15 protein-coding genes and 1 pseudogene are annotated in these 17753 nt (G+C 45.6%); 5 read left to right on the forward strand and 11 right to left on the reverse strand.

Translation table 11 applies throughout. The features are described from left to right. Positions 1-229: 229 nt before the first annotated feature. Entirely contained in the window at positions 230-1525 is a 1296-nt protein-coding gene (locus KUG37_RS11480; RefSeq protein ID WP_216937387.1) for a solute carrier family 23 protein, read from the forward strand. A gap of 121 nt (positions 1526-1646) precedes the next feature. On the opposite strand, the gene KUG37_RS11485 is transcribed toward KUG37_RS11480, so the two are convergent. The 4 genes from KUG37_RS11485 to ilvD (KUG37_RS11500) form a co-directional block, all read right to left on the reverse strand. Next, positions 1647-1934, reverse strand: coding sequence for a chorismate mutase (locus KUG37_RS11485; protein ID WP_195725371.1), 288 nt, complete (start codon positions 1932-1934; stop codon positions 1647-1649). After that, positions 1915-3237 (reverse strand): hypothetical protein, encoded by a 1323-nt coding sequence (locus KUG37_RS11490; RefSeq protein WP_216937389.1) that lies wholly within the window; start codon positions 3235-3237, stop codon positions 1915-1917. Before KUG37_RS11490 ends, KUG37_RS11485 begins: the two co-directional genes overlap by 20 nt. Positions 3238-3388: 151 nt before the next feature. Then, on the reverse strand, positions 3389-5074 hold the full coding sequence (gene ilvD, locus KUG37_RS11495) for a dihydroxy-acid dehydratase (RefSeq protein ID WP_216937391.1): 1686 nt from the start codon (positions 5072-5074) through the stop codon (positions 3389-3391). Positions 5075-5473: 399 nt separating this feature from the next. Continuing rightward, on the reverse strand, positions 5474-7303 hold the full coding sequence (ilvD, locus tag KUG37_RS11500; protein WP_216940463.1) for a dihydroxy-acid dehydratase: 1830 nt from the start codon (positions 7301-7303) through the stop codon (positions 5474-5476). Positions 7304-7710: 407 nt separating this feature from the next. On the opposite strand from ilvD (KUG37_RS11500), the gene fmt reads away from it, so the two are divergent. Together fmt and rsmB are read left to right on the forward strand one after the other, a co-directional pair. Further along, positions 7711-8673 carry a methionyl-tRNA formyltransferase gene (gene fmt, locus KUG37_RS11505; protein WP_216940464.1) on the forward strand — a complete coding sequence of 321 codons (963 nt, stop codon included), beginning with the start codon at positions 7711-7713 and terminating at the stop codon, positions 8671-8673. Then, positions 8670-9977, forward strand: coding sequence for a 16S rRNA (cytosine(967)-C(5))-methyltransferase RsmB (rsmB, locus tag KUG37_RS11510; protein WP_216937398.1), 1308 nt, complete (start codon positions 8670-8672; stop codon positions 9975-9977). Before fmt ends, rsmB begins: the two co-directional genes overlap by 4 nt. 70 nt (positions 9978-10047) lie before the next feature. On the opposite strand, the gene zupT is transcribed toward rsmB, so the two are convergent. The 4 genes from zupT to KUG37_RS11530 all read right to left on the reverse strand — a co-directional run bounded on the left by zupT (position 10048) and on the right by KUG37_RS11530 (position 14580). After that, the gene (gene zupT / locus KUG37_RS11515; RefSeq protein ID WP_216937400.1) at positions 10048-10857 is read right to left on the reverse strand and encodes a zinc transporter ZupT; all 810 of its coding nucleotides are present in this window, start codon (positions 10855-10857) and stop codon (positions 10048-10050) included. A gap of 85 nt (positions 10858-10942) precedes the next feature. After that, on the reverse strand, positions 10943-11053 hold the full coding sequence (locus KUG37_RS11520) for a methionine/alanine import family NSS transporter small subunit (RefSeq protein ID WP_216937402.1): 111 nt from the start codon (positions 11051-11053) through the stop codon (positions 10943-10945). A 10-nt stretch (positions 11054-11063) separates the two neighbouring features. Next, positions 11064-12539 (reverse strand): sodium-dependent transporter, encoded by a 1476-nt coding sequence (locus tag KUG37_RS11525; RefSeq protein ID WP_216937404.1) that lies wholly within the window; start codon positions 12537-12539, stop codon positions 11064-11066. Between the two features lie 592 nt (positions 12540-13131). Further along, positions 13132-14580 carry an aldehyde dehydrogenase family protein gene (locus KUG37_RS11530; RefSeq protein ID WP_216937406.1) on the reverse strand — a complete coding sequence of 483 codons (1449 nt, stop codon included), beginning with the start codon at positions 14578-14580 and terminating at the stop codon, positions 13132-13134. A 134-nt stretch (positions 14581-14714) separates the two neighbouring features. On the opposite strand from KUG37_RS11530, the gene KUG37_RS11535 reads away from it, so the two are divergent. Together KUG37_RS11535 and KUG37_RS11540 are read left to right on the forward strand one after the other, a co-directional pair. After that, positions 14715-15404, forward strand: a complete 690-nt coding sequence (locus KUG37_RS11535) for a TIGR04219 family outer membrane beta-barrel protein (RefSeq protein ID WP_216937408.1) — start codon at positions 14715-14717, stop codon at positions 15402-15404. A 380-nt stretch (positions 15405-15784) separates the two neighbouring features. Further along, complete coding sequence (locus KUG37_RS11540) at positions 15785-16336, forward strand: type 1 glutamine amidotransferase domain-containing protein (protein ID WP_064096852.1); 552 nt, start codon at positions 15785-15787, stop codon at positions 16334-16336. A gap of 49 nt (positions 16337-16385) precedes the next feature. Here the strand turns inward: KUG37_RS11540 and KUG37_RS11545 are convergent, their stop codons facing one another. The 3 genes and pseudogenes from KUG37_RS11545 to KUG37_RS11555 form a co-directional block, all read right to left on the reverse strand. Then, positions 16386-16709, reverse strand: coding sequence for an ankyrin repeat domain-containing protein (locus KUG37_RS11545; RefSeq protein ID WP_216937410.1), 324 nt, complete (start codon positions 16707-16709; stop codon positions 16386-16388). Between the two features lie 35 nt (positions 16710-16744). Beyond that, the gene (locus KUG37_RS11550) at positions 16745-17599 is read right to left on the reverse strand and encodes a cell division protein (RefSeq protein ID WP_216937413.1); all 855 of its coding nucleotides are present in this window, start codon (positions 17597-17599) and stop codon (positions 16745-16747) included. 48 nt (positions 17600-17647) lie between these two features. Then, positions 17648-17753 (reverse strand): annotated as a pseudogene (locus KUG37_RS11555) (IS5/IS1182 family transposase); the annotation flags it as partial.

Here is a 17753-nt window from a genome sequence, read left to right on the forward strand (position 1 = left end):
AATATTTTATTTTATATAGTAAATCAGATTTATTTATAGATACCCCTATTTATTCTAAGAAATTAATCTGCTGATTTAATGTTATTTTTAACTTAAAATTCTTTTACCATCCGGTAAAATATCAAATAAAGTCATAGAATTAATTTGAACAAAAATTTTGTTTAAATGATTAAATCTTCTAAAGAACAAGAGTATGATGTGCACAATTTATCTTTTGAGTGCTCATTTTATGTCCAGTTGGTTTCCCAAATGGCGCCCTTATGAGGGCAGCATTGATGCACGACCAGTAGGTACCGCAGAGTATTTGCCACCTGCACAAACGGTAGTTTTGGGTGTACAGCATGCTTTTGCCATGTTTGGCGCGACTGTACTGGCACCTTTTTTAATGGGCTTTGACCCTAACCTGGCAATTTTAATGTCAGGGATCTGTACCATCCTGTTCTTTCTGATTACAGGTGGCCGGGTTCCAAGTTATTTAGGCTCAAGCTTTGCCTTTATTGGTGTGGTCATTGCGGCAACCGGTTATGCCGGTGGTGGCGGACTCAATCCGAATATTGGCGTCGCAGCCGGCGGGATTATTGCCTGTGGGATCTTCTATGCCCTGATGGGTTTTCTGGTCATGGCGACGGGTACCCGCTGGATTGAAAAACTGATGCCGCCGGTGGTAACCGGTGCCGTGGTGATGATCATTGGTCTGAACCTTGCCCCAGTGACTGTAAAAAGCGTGATGGGCAATACCTTTAACATGTGGATGTCTTTGGTCACCGTACTCTGTATGGGCTCAATCGCGGTGTTCACTCGTGGCTTATTACAGCGCCTGTTATTGTTGGTGGGGCTGTTATTGGCCTATCTGATCTACTTTGTCCTTAGTAATGTCATGGGTTATGGTACTGCCATCAATTTCCTGCCAATTCAGCAAGCAGCCTGGTTCGGTTTACCGACTTTCCACGCGCCGACCTTTGAATTAAATGCCATGCTGATCATTGCACCGGTTGCACTGATTCTGGTGGCTGAAAATCTGGGGCATATTAAAGCGGTAGGCGCAATGACCGGTGAAAATCTGGATCCGCATATTGGTAAAGCCTTTGTTGCGGATGGTGTTGCCACAACCTTGGCTGGTAGTGTCGGTGCGCCGGGTATGACCACCTATGGTGAAAATATTGGGGTCATGGCCGTAACACGGGTTTACTCGACGATCATCTTTGCAGTTGCGGGTGTCTTTGCCGTGTTTCTGGGTTTATCGCCTAAATTTGGTGCGATTATTCACACCATTCCGACAGCGATTCTGACCGGGGCTTCGATTGTGGTCTTTGGCTTGATCACTATTGCGGGTGCCAAAATCTGGATTGAGAACAAGGTCGATTTCTCGCAGAACAAGAACCTGATGGTGGCTGCGGTGACCATTATTTTAGGTACTGGTGATTTTGCCCTGACTTTCGGCAGCTTCAATCTGGGTGGTATTGGTACGGCAACTTTTGCTGCACTGATCCTGAACTGGTTCTTTAGCCTGGCCGATAAAAAATAAAACTCGAGATAAAAGTATTGGGCAGCCGCAAGGCTGCTTTTTTTATTGTTGCATTGTTCAAATTTACGTCCAGTAAAATAACAAGAAGCCCCGCAAGGCTTCTGCTAAAGAACGAGTCTGCTTAAGGACGAAACTCTTTCAGTTCACGCTGGATAAAATAATGGAACATTTCACGATAGAGATGTTCAATAAACTCCTGATCTACGCCCTGCTGCTGCGCCAGTGCCCTAACATTTTCTACAATCTGTTCCATACGTTCCGGCGACTGTAAATCGGTTTCGGTTTTTTTGAAACGTGTAGTTTGATCAACATAAAATTGACGCGCAGCGATCAGCTCAACTAAAGCTGTATCAATGGCATCGATCTGTTGACGTGCATGTTCTAATGATTCAGCTTTGATCTTTTCCATGTTTTTTCAGTTCACTTTCAGTTTGATTATTACTCTTATACTTTTCTTCTAACACATTACTGAAAATACTTTCAATCATCCAGACCCGATATAAGCTATTAAATGTATAACTTTGATCATCTATGCGTAATTCCAGCACTGGAAAATTCGGCTGCGACTTCATTTCACAGAGCATATCGTTGTCTCGGAGTTTGGCTAGCACATCATCCTGGGTCAGCTCCAGAATATTGAGCTGCTGCTGCAAATGATTGAAATGGGGCGCATAAGACAGGTCTTTACCACGGGTCCAGACGGCTTGCAAAATCTGGTACATTGCCTCAATGCGCTCCTCTTCAGGACAGCTATAAAATAACTGCGCCATAGGGGCAATCGCCTGCTCGGTCGGTCGGCAGAACGGGGTAAATTCGACTTCAGTCCGTTTGGATAAGCGCGTGGCCAGACTCCAGTCAAAGTTATCCCGGCCGCGATAAGATAAAGGATAAACATTCAGGTGAATATTATAATAATTCGCCAGCTCTTCCTTGATATAGGCCAGCAACAACCAGGAAATCGGATCTTCTAGCGCGAGATATAAGTCAAGTTCCGGATCCATCGACTGGATCTCATTCAGCTCTTCGGCATCACTGATCAGGTGCTCGCGCCATTCAATATGATTGATCAGGAAAATCGGATTTCCGGTGAGGAGTTTCTGCTGCTCCAGACGCCGGGTCAGGCGTAACAGGTCATCCACCGCCTGATACTGGCGTCCGCCTAAATTAAAATAGCTGGCCAGAATCGGGGTCTGATCAAAAATGCGTTCGGGAAAATCCTGTGGCTGATGATGACGGCTGGCCATGGCATATAAGGTCCGCAATTTTCCGGTCTGCTTTTGCCAGAGCATATGGAATACATCTTCCAGCAGATACAGAAAGTCCTGCCCGCGCAAAGGGGTTCGCCGTAAAATCAGTTCCGCCTGTTTCAAGGCTTCAGCGCTCGGTAATTCCGGGGTGTCATGAAAACTGAAACGATGCTGCTTTGACAAGATCTTGGCATCATTAATCGTGTAATGCTGCCATTCATCAAAAGACATCTGATTGGGTGGTTCTGCATGCGCACTGGAAATAATCACTTTCAGCGGCTTCAGTTCCGAACTCAAAATTTCTTCGAGCTGGGGCAGTTGCTGTACCGCCAGATAACTGTACACATCATCCAGTCTTAAATGGATACTCAGCCCATCTTCAATAGATAACACCGTTTGACGGATTGGTTTTTGGTAAAACCAACTCGATCGGATTGGATCAAACCAACGGCGTAACAGGGACATGAGATCGGCCTCGAGAAGAATGACGGTGCACAGCTCGACAAACGAGAATCTGCGCAGAATAATCTATTTTTAAGATCGCAGAACCCAAAGCCCTGCATGGTGTAAAAACTTATATCAAGTCATAAGCAAATGTTCAATGTTTAACAATGGATTAGAGGTCAAGATTCAGGTCAGTGACTGCTCCGGTTTCTGCACCCGAGGTCAGTTTGGCAAATTTGGCCAGTGCTCCATGCGTATAATTCGGTTTTGGTTTGGTCCAGGCCGCTTGACGTGCTGCAATTTCCTGTTCATCCACATGCCAGGTCATTTCCCGGGTTTCCGCATTAATTGAAATCTGGTCACCATTTTGCACCAGACCAATCGGACCACCCTCATAAGCTTCGGGGGTGACATGACCAATCACAAAACCGTGACTACCACCAGAGAAGCGTCCATCGGTAATGAGGGCGACTGATGCTCCCAGGCCTTTACCAATAATCGCAGAAGTCGGCTTCAGCATTTCCGGCATTCCCGGGCCACCTTTAGGGCCAACTCCGCGAATCACCACCACTTCCCCCGGCTGGACTTCGCCATCCAGAATACCGCGCATAGCACCCTGCTCACCTTCAAATACACGAGCCGGCCCGGCAAAATGCAGGCCTTCCTTACCGGTAATTTTTGCTACCGCACCATTCGGTGACAGGTTGCCTTTTAAAATCACCAGATGCGAGTCTTTTTTCACTGGCGCATCAAACGGCAGAATAATCTGCTGGCCTTCCGGATAGTCCGGCACATCGGCCAGGTTTTCCGCCAGGGTTTTACCAGTCACGGTCAGACATGAACCATCCAGCATGCCGGCATCCAGCATGCGCTTCATCAGTGGCTGAATGCCGCCAATGGCAATCAGTTCTGACATTAAATATTTACCTGATGGACGTACATCTGCTACCACCGGAATATCTTTACCAATCCGCACGAAATCATCCAGACTCAATTCCACACCTGCGGTATGCGCCATGGCCAGCAGGTGCAGCACGCCATTGGTAGAACCGCCCAGCGCAATCAATACTTTAATCGAGTTTTCAAAGGCGGCCTTGGTCATGATGTCGCGTGGTTTAATATCCAGTCGCAGCAGGTTCATCACCGCTTCACCGGCCCGGGCACAATCAATTTGCTTGTCTTCTGACACCGCTTCCTGTGCAGAGGAACCCGGCAGGCTCATGCCTAAAGCTTCAATAGCAGAAGCCATGGAATTGGCAGTATACATGCCGCCACAGGAACCCGGACCCGGCAAGGACACCTCTTCAATATGCTTGACCTGAATGGCGTTGATTTCACCTTTGGCATACTGGCCCACCGCTTCAAATACCGAAATCATGTCGGTATGGCCTTCGCCTGGTTTGATGGTGCCGCCATAAATAAACAGACCCGGACGGTTTAGACGAGCTAACCCCATAATACAGCCGGGCATATTTTTATCACAGCCACCAATCGCGATGACTCCATCATAAGCCTGACAGCCCACGACCGTTTCAATCGAGTCTGCGATCACTTCCCGTGACAGCAGTGAATATTTCATGCCTTCCGTGCCATTGGAAATGCCATCTGAAATGGTAATGGTATTAAAGATAATTCCCTTGCCACCCGCAGCACTTACCCCCTGTTCTACGGTTCTAGCCAGACCGTCAATATGCATATTACAAGGCGTGACATTGGCCCAGGTTGAGGCAATACCAATAAATGGACGTTCAAAATCGGCATCTTGAAAACCGGTAGCACGCATCATGGAACGGGCCGGTGCATTTTCAATACCTTCATAAACGGGTGCTGAATGCTCGCGGATATTATCTTTACTCATTATTTTCTTCCTTGGCGTCGACTGATTTAAAACTTCAGTTTTAGCAATTTATTTTAAGATCATTGTATAGAAAGCATTCAGCATGTAAAAGAAATTACCCTACAGAAAAACATTTTGATGAATTTTTAAAAACTTTTAATCACATGGCCAAGCGACAGGGATGTCGCGTGTTCACTGCCTTGCACTAAGTTTAAAGCAATGCTTTAAACTTGTTCAGGACATAGCATCAGGACAACAAGAGGGTTTCGTTACTTTTGTTCTGTCAAAAGTAAAAGTCTGCCTACACAAAAACAATCAGAACCTTCAAAGCTATTCGAAGCAGTGCAATTTTTAATTTTTCAATAAAAATAAAAAAGCACTCCATCTGGAGTGCTTTTTTTAATCTGCAAGCGCTACAAATTAGATATCACGTACCGCACCTTTCGAGGCACTCGTAGTATGCATTGCATAAGCTTTCAGGGCTTTAGACACTTTACGTGGACGCTGTTCTGCAGGCTGCCAGCCTTTGGCTTCTTGCGCTTCACGGCGTACTGCCATGGTTGCTTCGTCTACGGCCAGGTGAATCGTACGGTTTGGAATATCAATTTCGATACGGTCACCATCTTCAACCAGACCAATCGCACCGCCTTCCGCAGCTTCAGGAGATACGTGACCGATTGAAAGGCCAGACGAACCGCCTGAGAAACGGCCATCAGTTAAAAGTGCACAGTCTTTACCTAAACCTTTCGATTTTAGGTAACTGGTGGGGTACAACATTTCTTGCATACCCGGACCACCACGTGGACCTTCGTAGCGAATGACCACCACATCACCTGCGGTGATTTTTCCGCCCAAAATCGCTTCAACCGCCGTATCTTGGCTTTCAAAGACACGCGCGGTGCCGTTGAATTTCAGGATTGAATCATCCACGCCTGCTGTTTTAACAATACAGCCTTCCAGCGCGATATTGCCATACAGCACAGCCAAACCACCATCTTGTGAGAAAGCATTGGCCGCGTTACGGATTACGCCATTATCACGGTCACCATCCAGACGCGCGTAGTAACGATCTTGTGAGAAGGCCGTTTGTGTTGGTACGCCGCCCGGTGCCGATTTGAAGAAGTTATACACCTCTTCATCTTCAGTCCGGATGATGTCCCATTTATCCAGGGCGTCTTTTAAGGTTTTTTCATGCACGGTTGGTACAGAAGTATCCAGCAAGCCCGCGCGATCCAGTTCACCCAGGATCGACATGATGCCACCAGCACGGTGGATGTCTTCCATATGTACGTTTTGCACAGCCGGTGCAACTTTACACAGCACCGGTACGTGACGCGACAAACGGTCAATGTCGGTCATGGTGAAATCAACTTCTGCTTCATGTGCAGCGGCCAACAAATGCAGAACCGTATTGGTCGAACCACCCATGGAAATGTCTAAAGTCATGGCATTTTCAAAGGCTGCTTTGGTGGCGATTGAACGTGGCAACAGGCTGTAATCGTTTTGCTCATAATGACGTTTGGTAATTTCAACAATCAGTTGACCGGCTTTTTCAAATAATTTTTTACGGTTGGCATGGGTTGCCAGCGTAGAACCATTGCCCGGAAGGGATAGACCCAAAGCTTCGGTCAAGCAGTTCATGGAGTTGGCAGTGAACATGCCTGAACATGAACCACAGGTTGGACAGGCTGAACGTTCATAGGCTGCTACTTCTTCATCCGTGAAGCTGTCGTCTGCCGCAACCACCATGGCATCCACCAGGTCAATCGCGTGGTCGTTACCACGAATTTTGACTTTACCCGCTTCCATCGGACCGCCAGAGACAAATACCACTGGAATGTTCAGGCGCATCGCCGCCATCAACATGCCCGGGGTGATCTTGTCACAGTTCGAGATACACACCATCGCATCGGCACAATGCGCATTGACCATGTACTCGACTGAGTCTGCAATCAGGTCACGCGAAGGCAGCGAGTACAGCATGCCGTCATGACCCATCGCGATGCCGTCATCGACTGCAATGGTATTGAATTCTTTTGCTACACCGCCTGACGCTTCAATTTGACGTGCCACCAGCTGACCGAGATCTTTAAGATGCACATGACCTGGAACAAACTGGGTGAACGAGTTCACCACCGCAATAATCGGCTTACCGAAGTCTTCATCTTTCATACCGGTGGCACGCCATAAACCGCGTGCGCCAGCCATATTTCTTCCGTGTGTCGATGTTTTTGAACGATAGTCAGGCATTTTATATTTCCAACAAAGTTTGAGCTTGCAATGAATCGGGCAGATCCACTCTGGCTAAATCATACTGACAAGGAGTTTAAATCAGTTGAATTTTACACCTATCATACTACAAGCCCTTGTTTTACAAGATGACCCTTTGGCTGTAGATGCAGGCAAAAATATATATAGAGAGGTTTGAATGATCTGACGATAAAAATTTTTGGATAAATCTACTATACCGCCATCATCATCAAGACAATACAAAACTTTCATGAATAATTTTTACAATTTGCATGAGTTTTTTTTATATAAAAATTCCACCGAAATTCAAGCACTCACAAAGCTTGTCGTATAAGTTTTTGCAACGATTAGGCTGAAATTTGGCTTTTGGCTTATAATACCCTTTAAGTTTATTTGGAATTTCATGTGTGAAGATCATATTTGCAGGCACACCAGAATTTGCAGCGACTGCATTGGCTGCGCTGCTCAAAACCGAGCATGAAATTGTGGCGGTATATACCCAGCCTGACCGCAAGGCTGGACGCGGACAAAAACTCACGGCATCCGCAGTCAAGCAGTTGGCGCTTGAACACCATCTTCCGGTCTATCAGCCTTTGCATTTCAAGTCATCGACGGAAGAAGGTCTGGCGGCGCAAGCAGAACTTAAAGCCTTAAATGCAGATGTGATGGTGGTAGCGGCGTATGGCCTGATCCTGCCACAAGTGGTTCTGGATACACCAAAATATGGTTGCCTGAACATTCATGGTTCCCTGTTGCCACGCTGGCGTGGTGCAGCCCCGATTCAACGTGCCATCGCCACCGGTGATACCGAGACGGGTGTGACCATTATGAAAATGGCAGCGGGTCTGGATACCGGGGACATGATGTATAAAACCCTGTGCCCGATTACTGCCGAAGATACCTCTGCCAGCCTGCATGATAAACTGGCCTTACAAGGTGCTGAAGCGATTGTGGCCGTACTCGAATCGGAACAGACTTTACAGCATTATCTGGAGACGCGTGAAGTCCAGGATGAAGCCCTGACTGTCTATGCGCATAAGCTGTCCAAAGCGGAAGCGCAAATTGACTGGACCCAGCCTGCAGCAGACATTGACCGTAATATTCGTGCGTTTAATCCCTGGCCGGTAGCATTCACTCCGCTGGATGAGAGCAACAATTTACGTATCTGGAACTCCTCACTTTCTACGCAGCATGCAAGCAGTGCTTTGCCTAGTGAAGTGATTGCCCTGGATAAAGACGGCGTACATGTAATGTGTGGCGACCAAAATGCCATTTGCATCACCAATCTGCAATGGCCAGGCGGCAAAGCCCTGAATGCTGTTCAAATTAATCAAACTCAAAAACTATCGGTAGGATATAAATTCGCATGAGCCAAATTCAATCATCAGCTAAAAACTTGAATTTGCGCGCGCAAGTTGTAAAAACGCTATTGGCCGTACAAAATGGTCAATCACTTGCTTCTGTACTCAATCAACATATCAACATCGTGTCTGAACGTGACCGTGGTCTATATCACGAGTTAACTCTGGGCTGTTTACGTCAGTGGCATGGCCTCAAAGCCATTACCCTGCCGCTGTTAACCAAACCCCTCGATAACCCGGCTTTAGAAAGCTGTCTGTATCTGGGTTTGTACCAGATTCTATGTACCCGTATTCCGGCACATGCTGCGATTTCAGAAACCGTGACTGCTGCCAAACAGCTGGGTTTTGAACCTTTAAGCGGTCTGGTCAATGCGGTACTGCGTCGTGTTTCACGTGAAACAGAAGAATTTGACCTGGCTTTAAACCAGGCCCATGGCCTGCCGAGCTGGCTCTACAAGCGTTTAAAGAAAGACTGGCCGGAACAGCTGGCTGAACTGTCGCATGACTTGAAACAGATTGCACCGCTCACCTTGCGTGTCAATGTCAACCAGGTTAGCCGTGATGAATATCTGGAAATTCTGGAAGAAGAAGGCTATGAAGCACGTGCCTGCACCCTGTCTGAAGTTGGCATCGTTCTGGAACAGAATGTCCATATTCCGAACCTGCCGGGCTATGAAGCCGGCGGTTTCTCGGTTCAGGATGAACATGCCCAGCTGTGTGCGACCTTAGTTCCTGACCTTGAAGGCAAAATCGTGGTAGATGCCTGTGCTGCGCCAGGTGGGAAAACTGCTCACATCCTAGAAAAATATAGCCCGAAAAAGCTCTATGCAATTGACCAGGATGCCAAACGTTTAGTTCGTGTAGCAGAAAATCTGGAACGTTTACTGTTAACTGAATATGCAGAAGTTGAAATTATCACGGCTGATGCGATCACCTGGACAGCACCGGAGCCGGTGGACTGTATTGTGCTAGATGCACCGTGTTCTGCAATTGGTGTCATCCGTCGTCATCCGGATATCCGTTTACTACGTCAGTCTACCGATATTCCGAAAACAGTTGAGCTGCAAAAACAGATTCTGGAAAATATGTGGCAGCAGCTGAAAGTCGGGGGTACTTTGCTCTATATCACCTGTTCAATTCTGAAAGCGGAAAACGAACAGCAGATGGTCGAGTTCTTTGCCCAGCATAGCGATGCCAAAGAAATCAAGATCGAAGCCGACTGGGGCATCGAACAGATTCATGGTCGTCAGTTGTTGCCAAAAGCAGATCAAGGCGATGGCTTCTTCTATTGCCGTATTGAAAAGACCGCATAAGTGATAAGTTTAAAATTAAAGGCAGCCTAAGCTGCCTTTTTTATGCCTTGTGATTTAGTAGGTCTCAGGCTTATTGAATAAACTTAAAAATCACCAGACTAGTAGCCAGAGCAGCCATGCCACTGACCAGCCCATATACCGTTTCATGCCCTTCAGAATAGCGTTTTGCAGTCGGCAATAATTCATCTAGTGCCAGATAAACCATAACGCCACCAATTATCCCAAAGATCAGGCCATAGACCGTTTCACTCATATAAGGCGCCAGAATAAAATAACCTAGCGCCGCCCCCAAGGGTTCAGCCAGTCCCGAGACCAGACTGGCCCCGAGGGCATAATCTTTGCGGCCAGTGGCCATATACACCGGCAAGGCAATCGCGACACCTTCTGGCACGTTATGAATCGCAATCGCGACCGCCAACGGTGCGCCCAAAGCAGGACTTTCCAGCGTGGCAAAAAATGTCGCCAGGCCTTCGGGCAAGTTATGTGCACTAATTGCAAACAGGGTCAGCATGCCGGTACGCAGTAATTGTGATGAGCTGACACCCTGGGCAGAACGGGTTTCAATGGTGTCATGCGGATTTGGCACAAAGCGATCCAGTAATAGCACCAGAATCACTCCCAGTAAAAAGGAAAAAGTGCCAAAGGCAAAACCGGTTTTTTCATCAAAATCCAGACTAAAGGAAGCAATCGACTTGTTCAGGATTTCGGTTAAAGACACATAGATCATGGCACCGGCAGCAAAGGCCAGACCAAAGGCCAGCAGACGGAAATTGGGTTTTTTTAAGAACAGTACAAGTCCCCCACCCACCACGGTAGCCAGACCGGCCAAAAAAGTCACGGCAAAAGCCGTATAAACCTGTGCATCTAACAGTGGGGCCATGTTGACACGTCAAAAATAAAAGTCATTATCATCAAAGATGATAATGACTTCCATTTATGGCAACAGTAGGTTTATGTGAAGATTGTTAGTCTTCTGGTTCTTCCGGATTTTTTGCCAGATGAATTACAGAGAGTAGCAGACCGCCCCATAATAAAACGATGGAGAAAATCATCATGATCAGTGCAGAGGTATTCATATTCGTTCTCCTAGCTACGACGATCTTTGACTAGACTTAACAGAATGGCGCCCAGAATACAGAATGCGATGACGCCTCCTCCAACCATCCACAGGGTAGTCGCAGGATAGTCACCATAACCTTCAGTCATGATCGATTTCAGAGTCAGGCCCAATGCCAGCAATAAAGACAAAGGTGTGATGACCGTTAGCATGAAATTCCAGCTGCTTCCAAGTTTCACGCTGGCAAACTGGTTCACATGTTCTTGCAGCTGCTTCAACAATGGACGGCGGAACCATGACAACAGAATAATCGATAACAGACCGCCACCGACAATACCGATATTGTTGGCAAAGTAGTCAATGATATCAACAAAGGTAACGGCACTATGGGTCGAGAACATCAAGGTAGAAACCACTGCTGAACCACCGGCAATAATCGTGACTGACTTGTTCTTCGACCAGCCCAGTTTGTCCTGGAACGCAGCAATCGGAACTTGCAGGATGCTCACCATCGAGGTAATACCGGCAACCGTCAATGAAGCGAAGAATAGGAAGCCAAACAGGTCACCGCCTGTACCTAAACTTGAAATGATTTTCGGGAAAGCAATAAAGGCCAGACCAATACCGCCAGACACTACATCTTCAACTTTAGCGCCAGAACTGAACGCCATAAAACCAAGCGCTGCAAATACACCAATCCCCGCCAGAATTTCAAAAGACGAGTTAGCCAGTGCCACCACAATACCCGAACCGGTCAGGTTGGTTTTGCGTTTCAAATAAGAGGCATAGGTCAACATAATCCCGAAGCCCACCGACAGTGAGAAGAAGATATGACCAAAAGCTGCCAGCCAGACTTTATAGTTGGTCATGGCCTCCCAGTTCGGCGTGAAGAAAGCATTTAAGCCATCAACTGCACCCGGTAAGCGCACTGCCTGAATGACCAGAATGGAAAATAAAACCACCAGTAATGGCATAAAGATTTTATTCGCCAGCTCTACCCCACGGCGTACCCCACCGTAAAGAATCAGCATGACCGCAGCCCAGACCACCACCAGACCAAAGAACAGTACAGGCACAAAACCTAAGGTTAGGCCTTCACCATTTTGCAGGTAAGTGTTGAAGAAAAAGGCCTGGGTATCTGAGCCCCACTGCTGTCCAAAGGAATAGAACATATAACTGCCGGCCCAGGACAATACGCTGGCATAGTAAATCCCGATCACCAGGGTGACCATGACCTGCCACCAGCCCAGGGATTCGGCATTCATGAGTTTTTTATAGGCCAATGGCGGCGCTTTACGGAACTTGTGTCCGACCGCATAGTCTAAAAACAATAAAGGTAAACCTGCTGCAAAAATCGCAATCAGATAAGGGATCAGGAATGCCCCGCCACCATTTTCATAGGCGACATAAGGGAAACGCCAGATATTCCCCAAGCCAACGGCGGAACCAATCGCTGCAATAATGAATCCTGAGCGTGCGGACCAATTCTCACGAGTTTCTGTCATAGAACACCTAAACTTTTAACCTCTTCAGATGCTGCTTGTTATGGTTATAGCGCAAGCAAAAAAAGAAGCATTTTCAATAATTTTGGGTGTTTGAATTAGAGGGCACCTTGTGGGTGTCGAATTCTAATGTACAAACAGGTCAGCAGGTCTTACAGCTTGCTTAAAGTCTGATCAAAAAACTGACCTTGTAGATGATTTAACAATACTGACTTTTGTAAATTTTTTCTGTAAATTCTGCTCAAAATATTCGTTATTTATAATCTGTTTGAATTAATCGCTCAATAATTCTACTAAAAAGTCTTTATTTTAAAGGTTATATATTGACAAACTTTTTGGAATATATTTTTATTAAGTTTTACTACAGGCTTATGGCCCTTAAAGCTTTTCCTGTCATCAGGATAAATCGCTATTTAATACCCTGTGTTTAAGCGCTACCAATCTCTACGGATGAAGCCTTTTTCTGGTGGAAATATGCGGAGCAGAGTCTTTCCCTGCCCCGGCCTGAAATTTAAGATTATGCAATAGACCCAGATCCCATCACCCTATTTAAAAACCACCCGGCTTGCGATCTGAAGTAATGAACATACTGAACTTAAGCTTTAATGACCAGCATGCGCTCTTCCTGCATGTCGCGAATGGCGGACTGAATCCCTTCACGGCCCAGACCTGAATCTTTTACTCCGCCATAGGGCATGTTATCGACCCGGAAAGACGGAATATCGTTGATGATGACACCACCGACATGCAGATGGTCCCAGGCATACAGCATCTTGTTCAGATTCTGGGTATAGACCCCGGCCTGCAGGCCAAAACGGCTGCGGTTGATACAGGCAATACCGGATTCAAAATCGCTATAAGGTTCAATCATGGCCACAGGACCAAAAACTTCGTCCCGGTAAATTTCCAGATCTTGATCTACATTTTCCAGCAAGGTCGGTGCGAATAGCACCTCGTCCAGTTGGCCGCCTGCCAGAATTTTTGCATCTTTTTTCACGGCTTTATCCAGCCATGTTTCTAGCCGTTTGGCCTCGGCTTTCTTGATCATTGGCCCGACCAAAGTCGTGCTCAGGTTTGGATCATCTGCCTTGAGCGTTTTCAGCTTGGCAACCATCTTCTGTTTCACGTCATTATAAATATCCTGATGCACCAGAATCCGCTGCACACTGATACATACCTGTCCGGCATGACCATAGGCGCCACCGATCAGACGGTTAATCAGTGCATCGGTGATTTCTGTATCCGGCTCGACCATCACTGCAGCATTACCGCCCAGCTCCAGTGTAACTTTTTTGCGGCCGGCACGGGCTTTCATGTCCCAGCCCACAGCATCGGAACCGGTAAAGCTGAGCAGTTTAAAACGGTCATCGGTGACCAGTACATCGGCTAGGTCTCGCGGACATGGCAAGACTGAAAATGCACCTTGAGGCAAATCGGTTTCCGCCAGAATCTCGGCAATTTTCAGGGCAGAAATCGGGGTCAGGCTCGCAGGTTTTAAAACGAAAGGACAGCCGGCCGCGATCGCAGGGGCAATTTTATGTGCCGTCAGGTTCAAGGGAAAATTAAACGGACTAATTAGAGAGACTGCACCAATCGGTACCTGTTTAACCATGCCCTGATAACCCGAAGCTGCTGCAGTGACTGCTAAAGGCAGGATGCGTCCCTGGTCCATCTGAGTCACGGCATCCGCGGCAATCTGAAAAGTATTAATCAGACGTTCGACTTCAGCTTCGGCCGCTTTACGTGGTTTGCCGCCTTCTGCAATCAGGATTTCCGTCAGTTCTTCACGAATTTCGCGAAAACGGCGTACACAGTGCAGCAGAATTTTCTGCTTCTGGAAGGGCTCTAATGCGGCCATTTCGGCTTCAGCATCTACCGCAGACTGAATCGCCTGTTCTAGCGTGTTGGCATCTGCCAGGGCGACACGTGCATATAGCTTCTGGCTATATTTGTGTTTGACCTCCAGCCATTCTCCTGTCTGAACAGCCTGGCCGGCTACATATAGTGAATAATCTTTATGCTGTTTTGCTTCTACAGATACCATCTTCTCGTCCTTCAACATCCAAGGATATACATTTTTAAAATTCTCTATATCATGCACCTGCTGATACATATTAAGAAGATGTTTTTAGGTAACAGACCCACCCAATTTGAAGACAGCTATAGGGAAATAGAGCCATGCGCGCAAAAATACTCACCACACTATTATTCAGTTTTGGACTCAGTACACTCAGTCATGCAGATTTAATCGGGGTAAAAGCTGATTTAAGTTACTGGAATTTTGATGGTTATAGTCAAGATAGCAGCTTCAAGCATGACCTGGATCGACAAGGCACGGCGCAGCTGTCTGTGGCCTTTGAACATCCGCTACCACTTTTACCGAATGCCAAAATTAAATACGTCAATCTGGACAGCAATAGCGAACAGCGTTCTCCTGCCAATGCCTCAGATATCGAGCTGAAGAATATTGACTATATTCTGTATTACGAATTACTGGATACCATTGTGCATGCGGATGTAGGCCTAGGTTTAAGCAGTCTGGATGGTACGGTGAAAAACCTGAATGCCGCTACTTTTAGCCAATACGACCTGGATGAATATAGTCCGCTGCTCTATGCAACAGCAGGTGTGAAATTGCCATTTACCGGTATGAGTGCCAAAGCGGAAGCCATTTACAGTCACGGCAGCGATAGCAAAAAAACCGATGTACAAGCCGAACTACAATACGACTTTATTGATAATCTGCTGGTCGATGTCGGTGCCAAAGTCGGTTATCGCATTATGCAGGTAGATTTTGAACAGAATCAACATCCTGATTTACAGCTGGAATTTAAAGGTCCCTATATCGGCCTCGATATCCATTTTTAAAGGAATATCCTGACCAGGTTTATACAGCTCAATTTCTCTGCTCCCATGTAAGCCAAAACGTACAGTGATAAACGCTATCTGCTGCTAGTGCGAAACATGGTTGTGTATTACTTTAGAGACATACAGAGCAGGATGCGCCGAAGACCTAACAACAAGAAGAACATCGCAACACCAGGATGTGAGGTACGACAGGAGTCATACCTAAATCACGAGATACGAAAAAGCCCCGACAGGATGTTGGGGCTTTTTTTCTGCGTATTCCTTTTAATATACATTGCTTTATTTATCATTGCTTAACAGTTCCGAGTTAAAACTCCAACATTGTAAAAATCTGCTTGTTGTTAAGCTAAAAATCCTCACATTTTTTGGGAACAGCAATCATGGTAAAAAAGGTCCTCTTTATTACATCCAATCAAGGCGTTGAACATGATGAACTGACTGAGCCTTTAAATTTTCTAAAGTCCAAAGGTTTTGAAGTGATTCATGCTGCAGAAAAAAATGAAGATGTAGCCACTGTCAAAGGTGATACCAAAGCTGCTACCCAATATACGCCGGATACCAGTTTCGACCATGTCGATTTGAATGATTATGATTTGTTGGTGATTCCAGGCGGTACAGTCAACGCAGATACTCTAAGAATCAATCAGGATGCGCAGAAAATCATTCAGCATTTTGCCGACAATCACAAACCGATTGCCGCGATCTGTCATGGGCCATGGGCCTTAATTGATGCAGATCGAATTAAAGACAAGAATCTGACCTCATATAAGAGTATCAAGCTGGATCTGGAAAATGCTGGCGCGAAATGGGTCGATGAAGAAGTTCATCGTTGCAATACCGGCGACTGGGTACTGATTACTTCACGTAATCCGGATGATATTCCTGCCTTTAATGAAGCCATTTTGAAAGAACTTGAAGATGAAGCTGCTTAAGCTCCTACAATAAAAAAAGAACCTCACGATTGAGGTTCTTTTTTTATATTTAGATACCACCGGCCAGGCTTTTCAGATAAATCACGACTTCTTTATTGCCTGCCATTTCGGCAAGTTCTAAAGCAGTATTTGGACTGCGATGGGCAATATCCGCGCCCTTGCTGACCAAAAGTTTGACCACATCTAAATGATCATTTTCAGCAGCGGCCTGTAGGGCACTATAGCCTTCTTCATCGGCTGAGTTGACGTCCAGACCTTCTTGTAAAGCCTGCTCGACCTGTTCGACATCGCCTAAAGAAGCCCAGTACACCAGTTCAGGAAGATGCAGTTCGTCATCATCTTCAGGGATTGGGGAGAATGAGTTAAGTTTCATAATATTATGCTCAATCTAAATTACCTGAGCTCTTACTATACATCACTTCTTTGTAAAGACTCTTTCTCAAATTTTAATGCTTCTTTATTTGAACCTAAATATCTACTAATCCCATCCAGAGCAAAAAAACCACCTATCGGTTTTTCATGATGTCCAATGATTAAACCACCAAAACAATTTATAGCACTACAACCTTTAATAATCGTACTATTATTAGCTATCAAAATATTAGTAGGGCGGACTAAAATTTCCACTCCATTACGAAGGAATCTTCCTCTTTTAAATATCACTTTATTAGGAGGGCAAAACTCTATTTCTATCAAAATTTTTCGATGATTTTCCCGTACAGTAAGAGTAGTACCAACTAATTGGATATCCCAAGCAACGGGTTTGAAAATTAATTGGTTATTTTTAATATGAAGAACTGGCGAATTGTACTCATTAAAAATTATTAGATTTAGTAAAAAATGCCCATCAGCTAATATCAATCCAATTAACGGTGTTCCATCTACACTAATAGGCACCATTGCTGTGCCGTATCCTTGGTCCACACAACTAAAAGTATTTCCACCTATTTCGACAATTGCCTCTTCACCGGAGAAATGCAATAGATAAGGTTTAGATACTCCTTCACGTAAATTAAAAGGCTCTTTATTAGCTTTTCTTACAACTTCTTTTGGTAATAATCCATTAGTTTTCTCACGATGATGCTGATCACATAATAAAGTTATTTCATCAGCAACGTGACGTTTAACTAGAGCCCATTCTTCCATATGCTCATATTCATATAAGGGCATTCCACAGATAACACATCCAAACCCGCATCTTTGTCTAACTTCTCTTTGGATAGGCAACGGAATATTTCTACTATTTAGTTGTTCTTCATTCATAGTAATTTTCAAATATAAATTTTTTACATATTAGACTTCTTTCATAAATCATTTTTTACTCAGTTCCAGGTTATAGATACCAGCAATTAAATTGAATCTCAAACCGAGTCTTTTGCCTCTATTTCGATAACGCTCAGCAAGGATCTTGAACGTT

Origin of the sequence: Acinetobacter sp. BY419, from assembly GCF_019038395.1 — a bacterium.
In the GTDB taxonomy this organism is placed as follows: Bacteria; Pseudomonadota; Gammaproteobacteria; order Pseudomonadales; family Moraxellaceae; genus Acinetobacter.

Bases quoted from the DNA above. Each gene is read 5' to 3' on its own strand.
- KUG37_RS11480 (WP_216937387.1), top strand. From the start codon at position 230: ATGTCCAGTTGGTTTCCCAAATGGCGCCCTTATGAGGGCAGCATTGAT.
- KUG37_RS11485 (WP_195725371.1), bottom strand. From the start codon at position 1,934: ATGGAAAAGATCAAAGCTGAATCATTAGAACATGCACGTCAACAGATC.
- KUG37_RS11490 (WP_216937389.1), bottom strand. From the start codon at position 3,237: ATGTCCCTGTTACGCCGTTGGTTTGATCCAATCCGATCGAGTTGGTTT.
- ilvD (WP_216937391.1), bottom strand. From the start codon at position 5,074: ATGAGTAAAGATAATATCCGCGAGCATTCAGCACCCGTTTATGAAGGT.
- ilvD (WP_216940463.1), bottom strand. From the start codon at position 7,303: ATGCCTGACTATCGTTCAAAAACATCGACACACGGAAGAAATATGGCT.
- rsmB (WP_216937398.1), top strand. From the start codon at position 8,670: ATGAGCCAAATTCAATCATCAGCTAAAAACTTGAATTTGCGCGCGCAA.
- zupT (WP_216937400.1), bottom strand. From the start codon at position 10,857: ATGGCCCCACTGTTAGATGCACAGGTTTATACGGCTTTTGCCGTGACT.
- KUG37_RS11520 (WP_216937402.1), bottom strand. From the start codon at position 11,053: ATGAATACCTCTGCACTGATCATGATGATTTTCTCCATCGTTTTATTA.
- KUG37_RS11525 (WP_216937404.1), bottom strand. From the start codon at position 12,539: ATGACAGAAACTCGTGAGAATTGGTCCGCACGCTCAGGATTCATTATT.
- KUG37_RS11530 (WP_216937406.1), bottom strand. From the start codon at position 14,580: ATGGTATCTGTAGAAGCAAAACAGCATAAAGATTATTCACTATATGTA.
- KUG37_RS11535 (WP_216937408.1), top strand. From the start codon at position 14,715: ATGCGCGCAAAAATACTCACCACACTATTATTCAGTTTTGGACTCAGT.
- KUG37_RS11540 (WP_064096852.1), top strand. From the start codon at position 15,785: ATGGTAAAAAAGGTCCTCTTTATTACATCCAATCAAGGCGTTGAACAT.
- KUG37_RS11545 (WP_216937410.1), bottom strand. From the start codon at position 16,709: ATGAAACTTAACTCATTCTCCCCAATCCCTGAAGATGATGACGAACTG.
- KUG37_RS11550 (WP_216937413.1), bottom strand. From the start codon at position 17,599: ATGAATGAAGAACAACTAAATAGTAGAAATATTCCGTTGCCTATCCAA.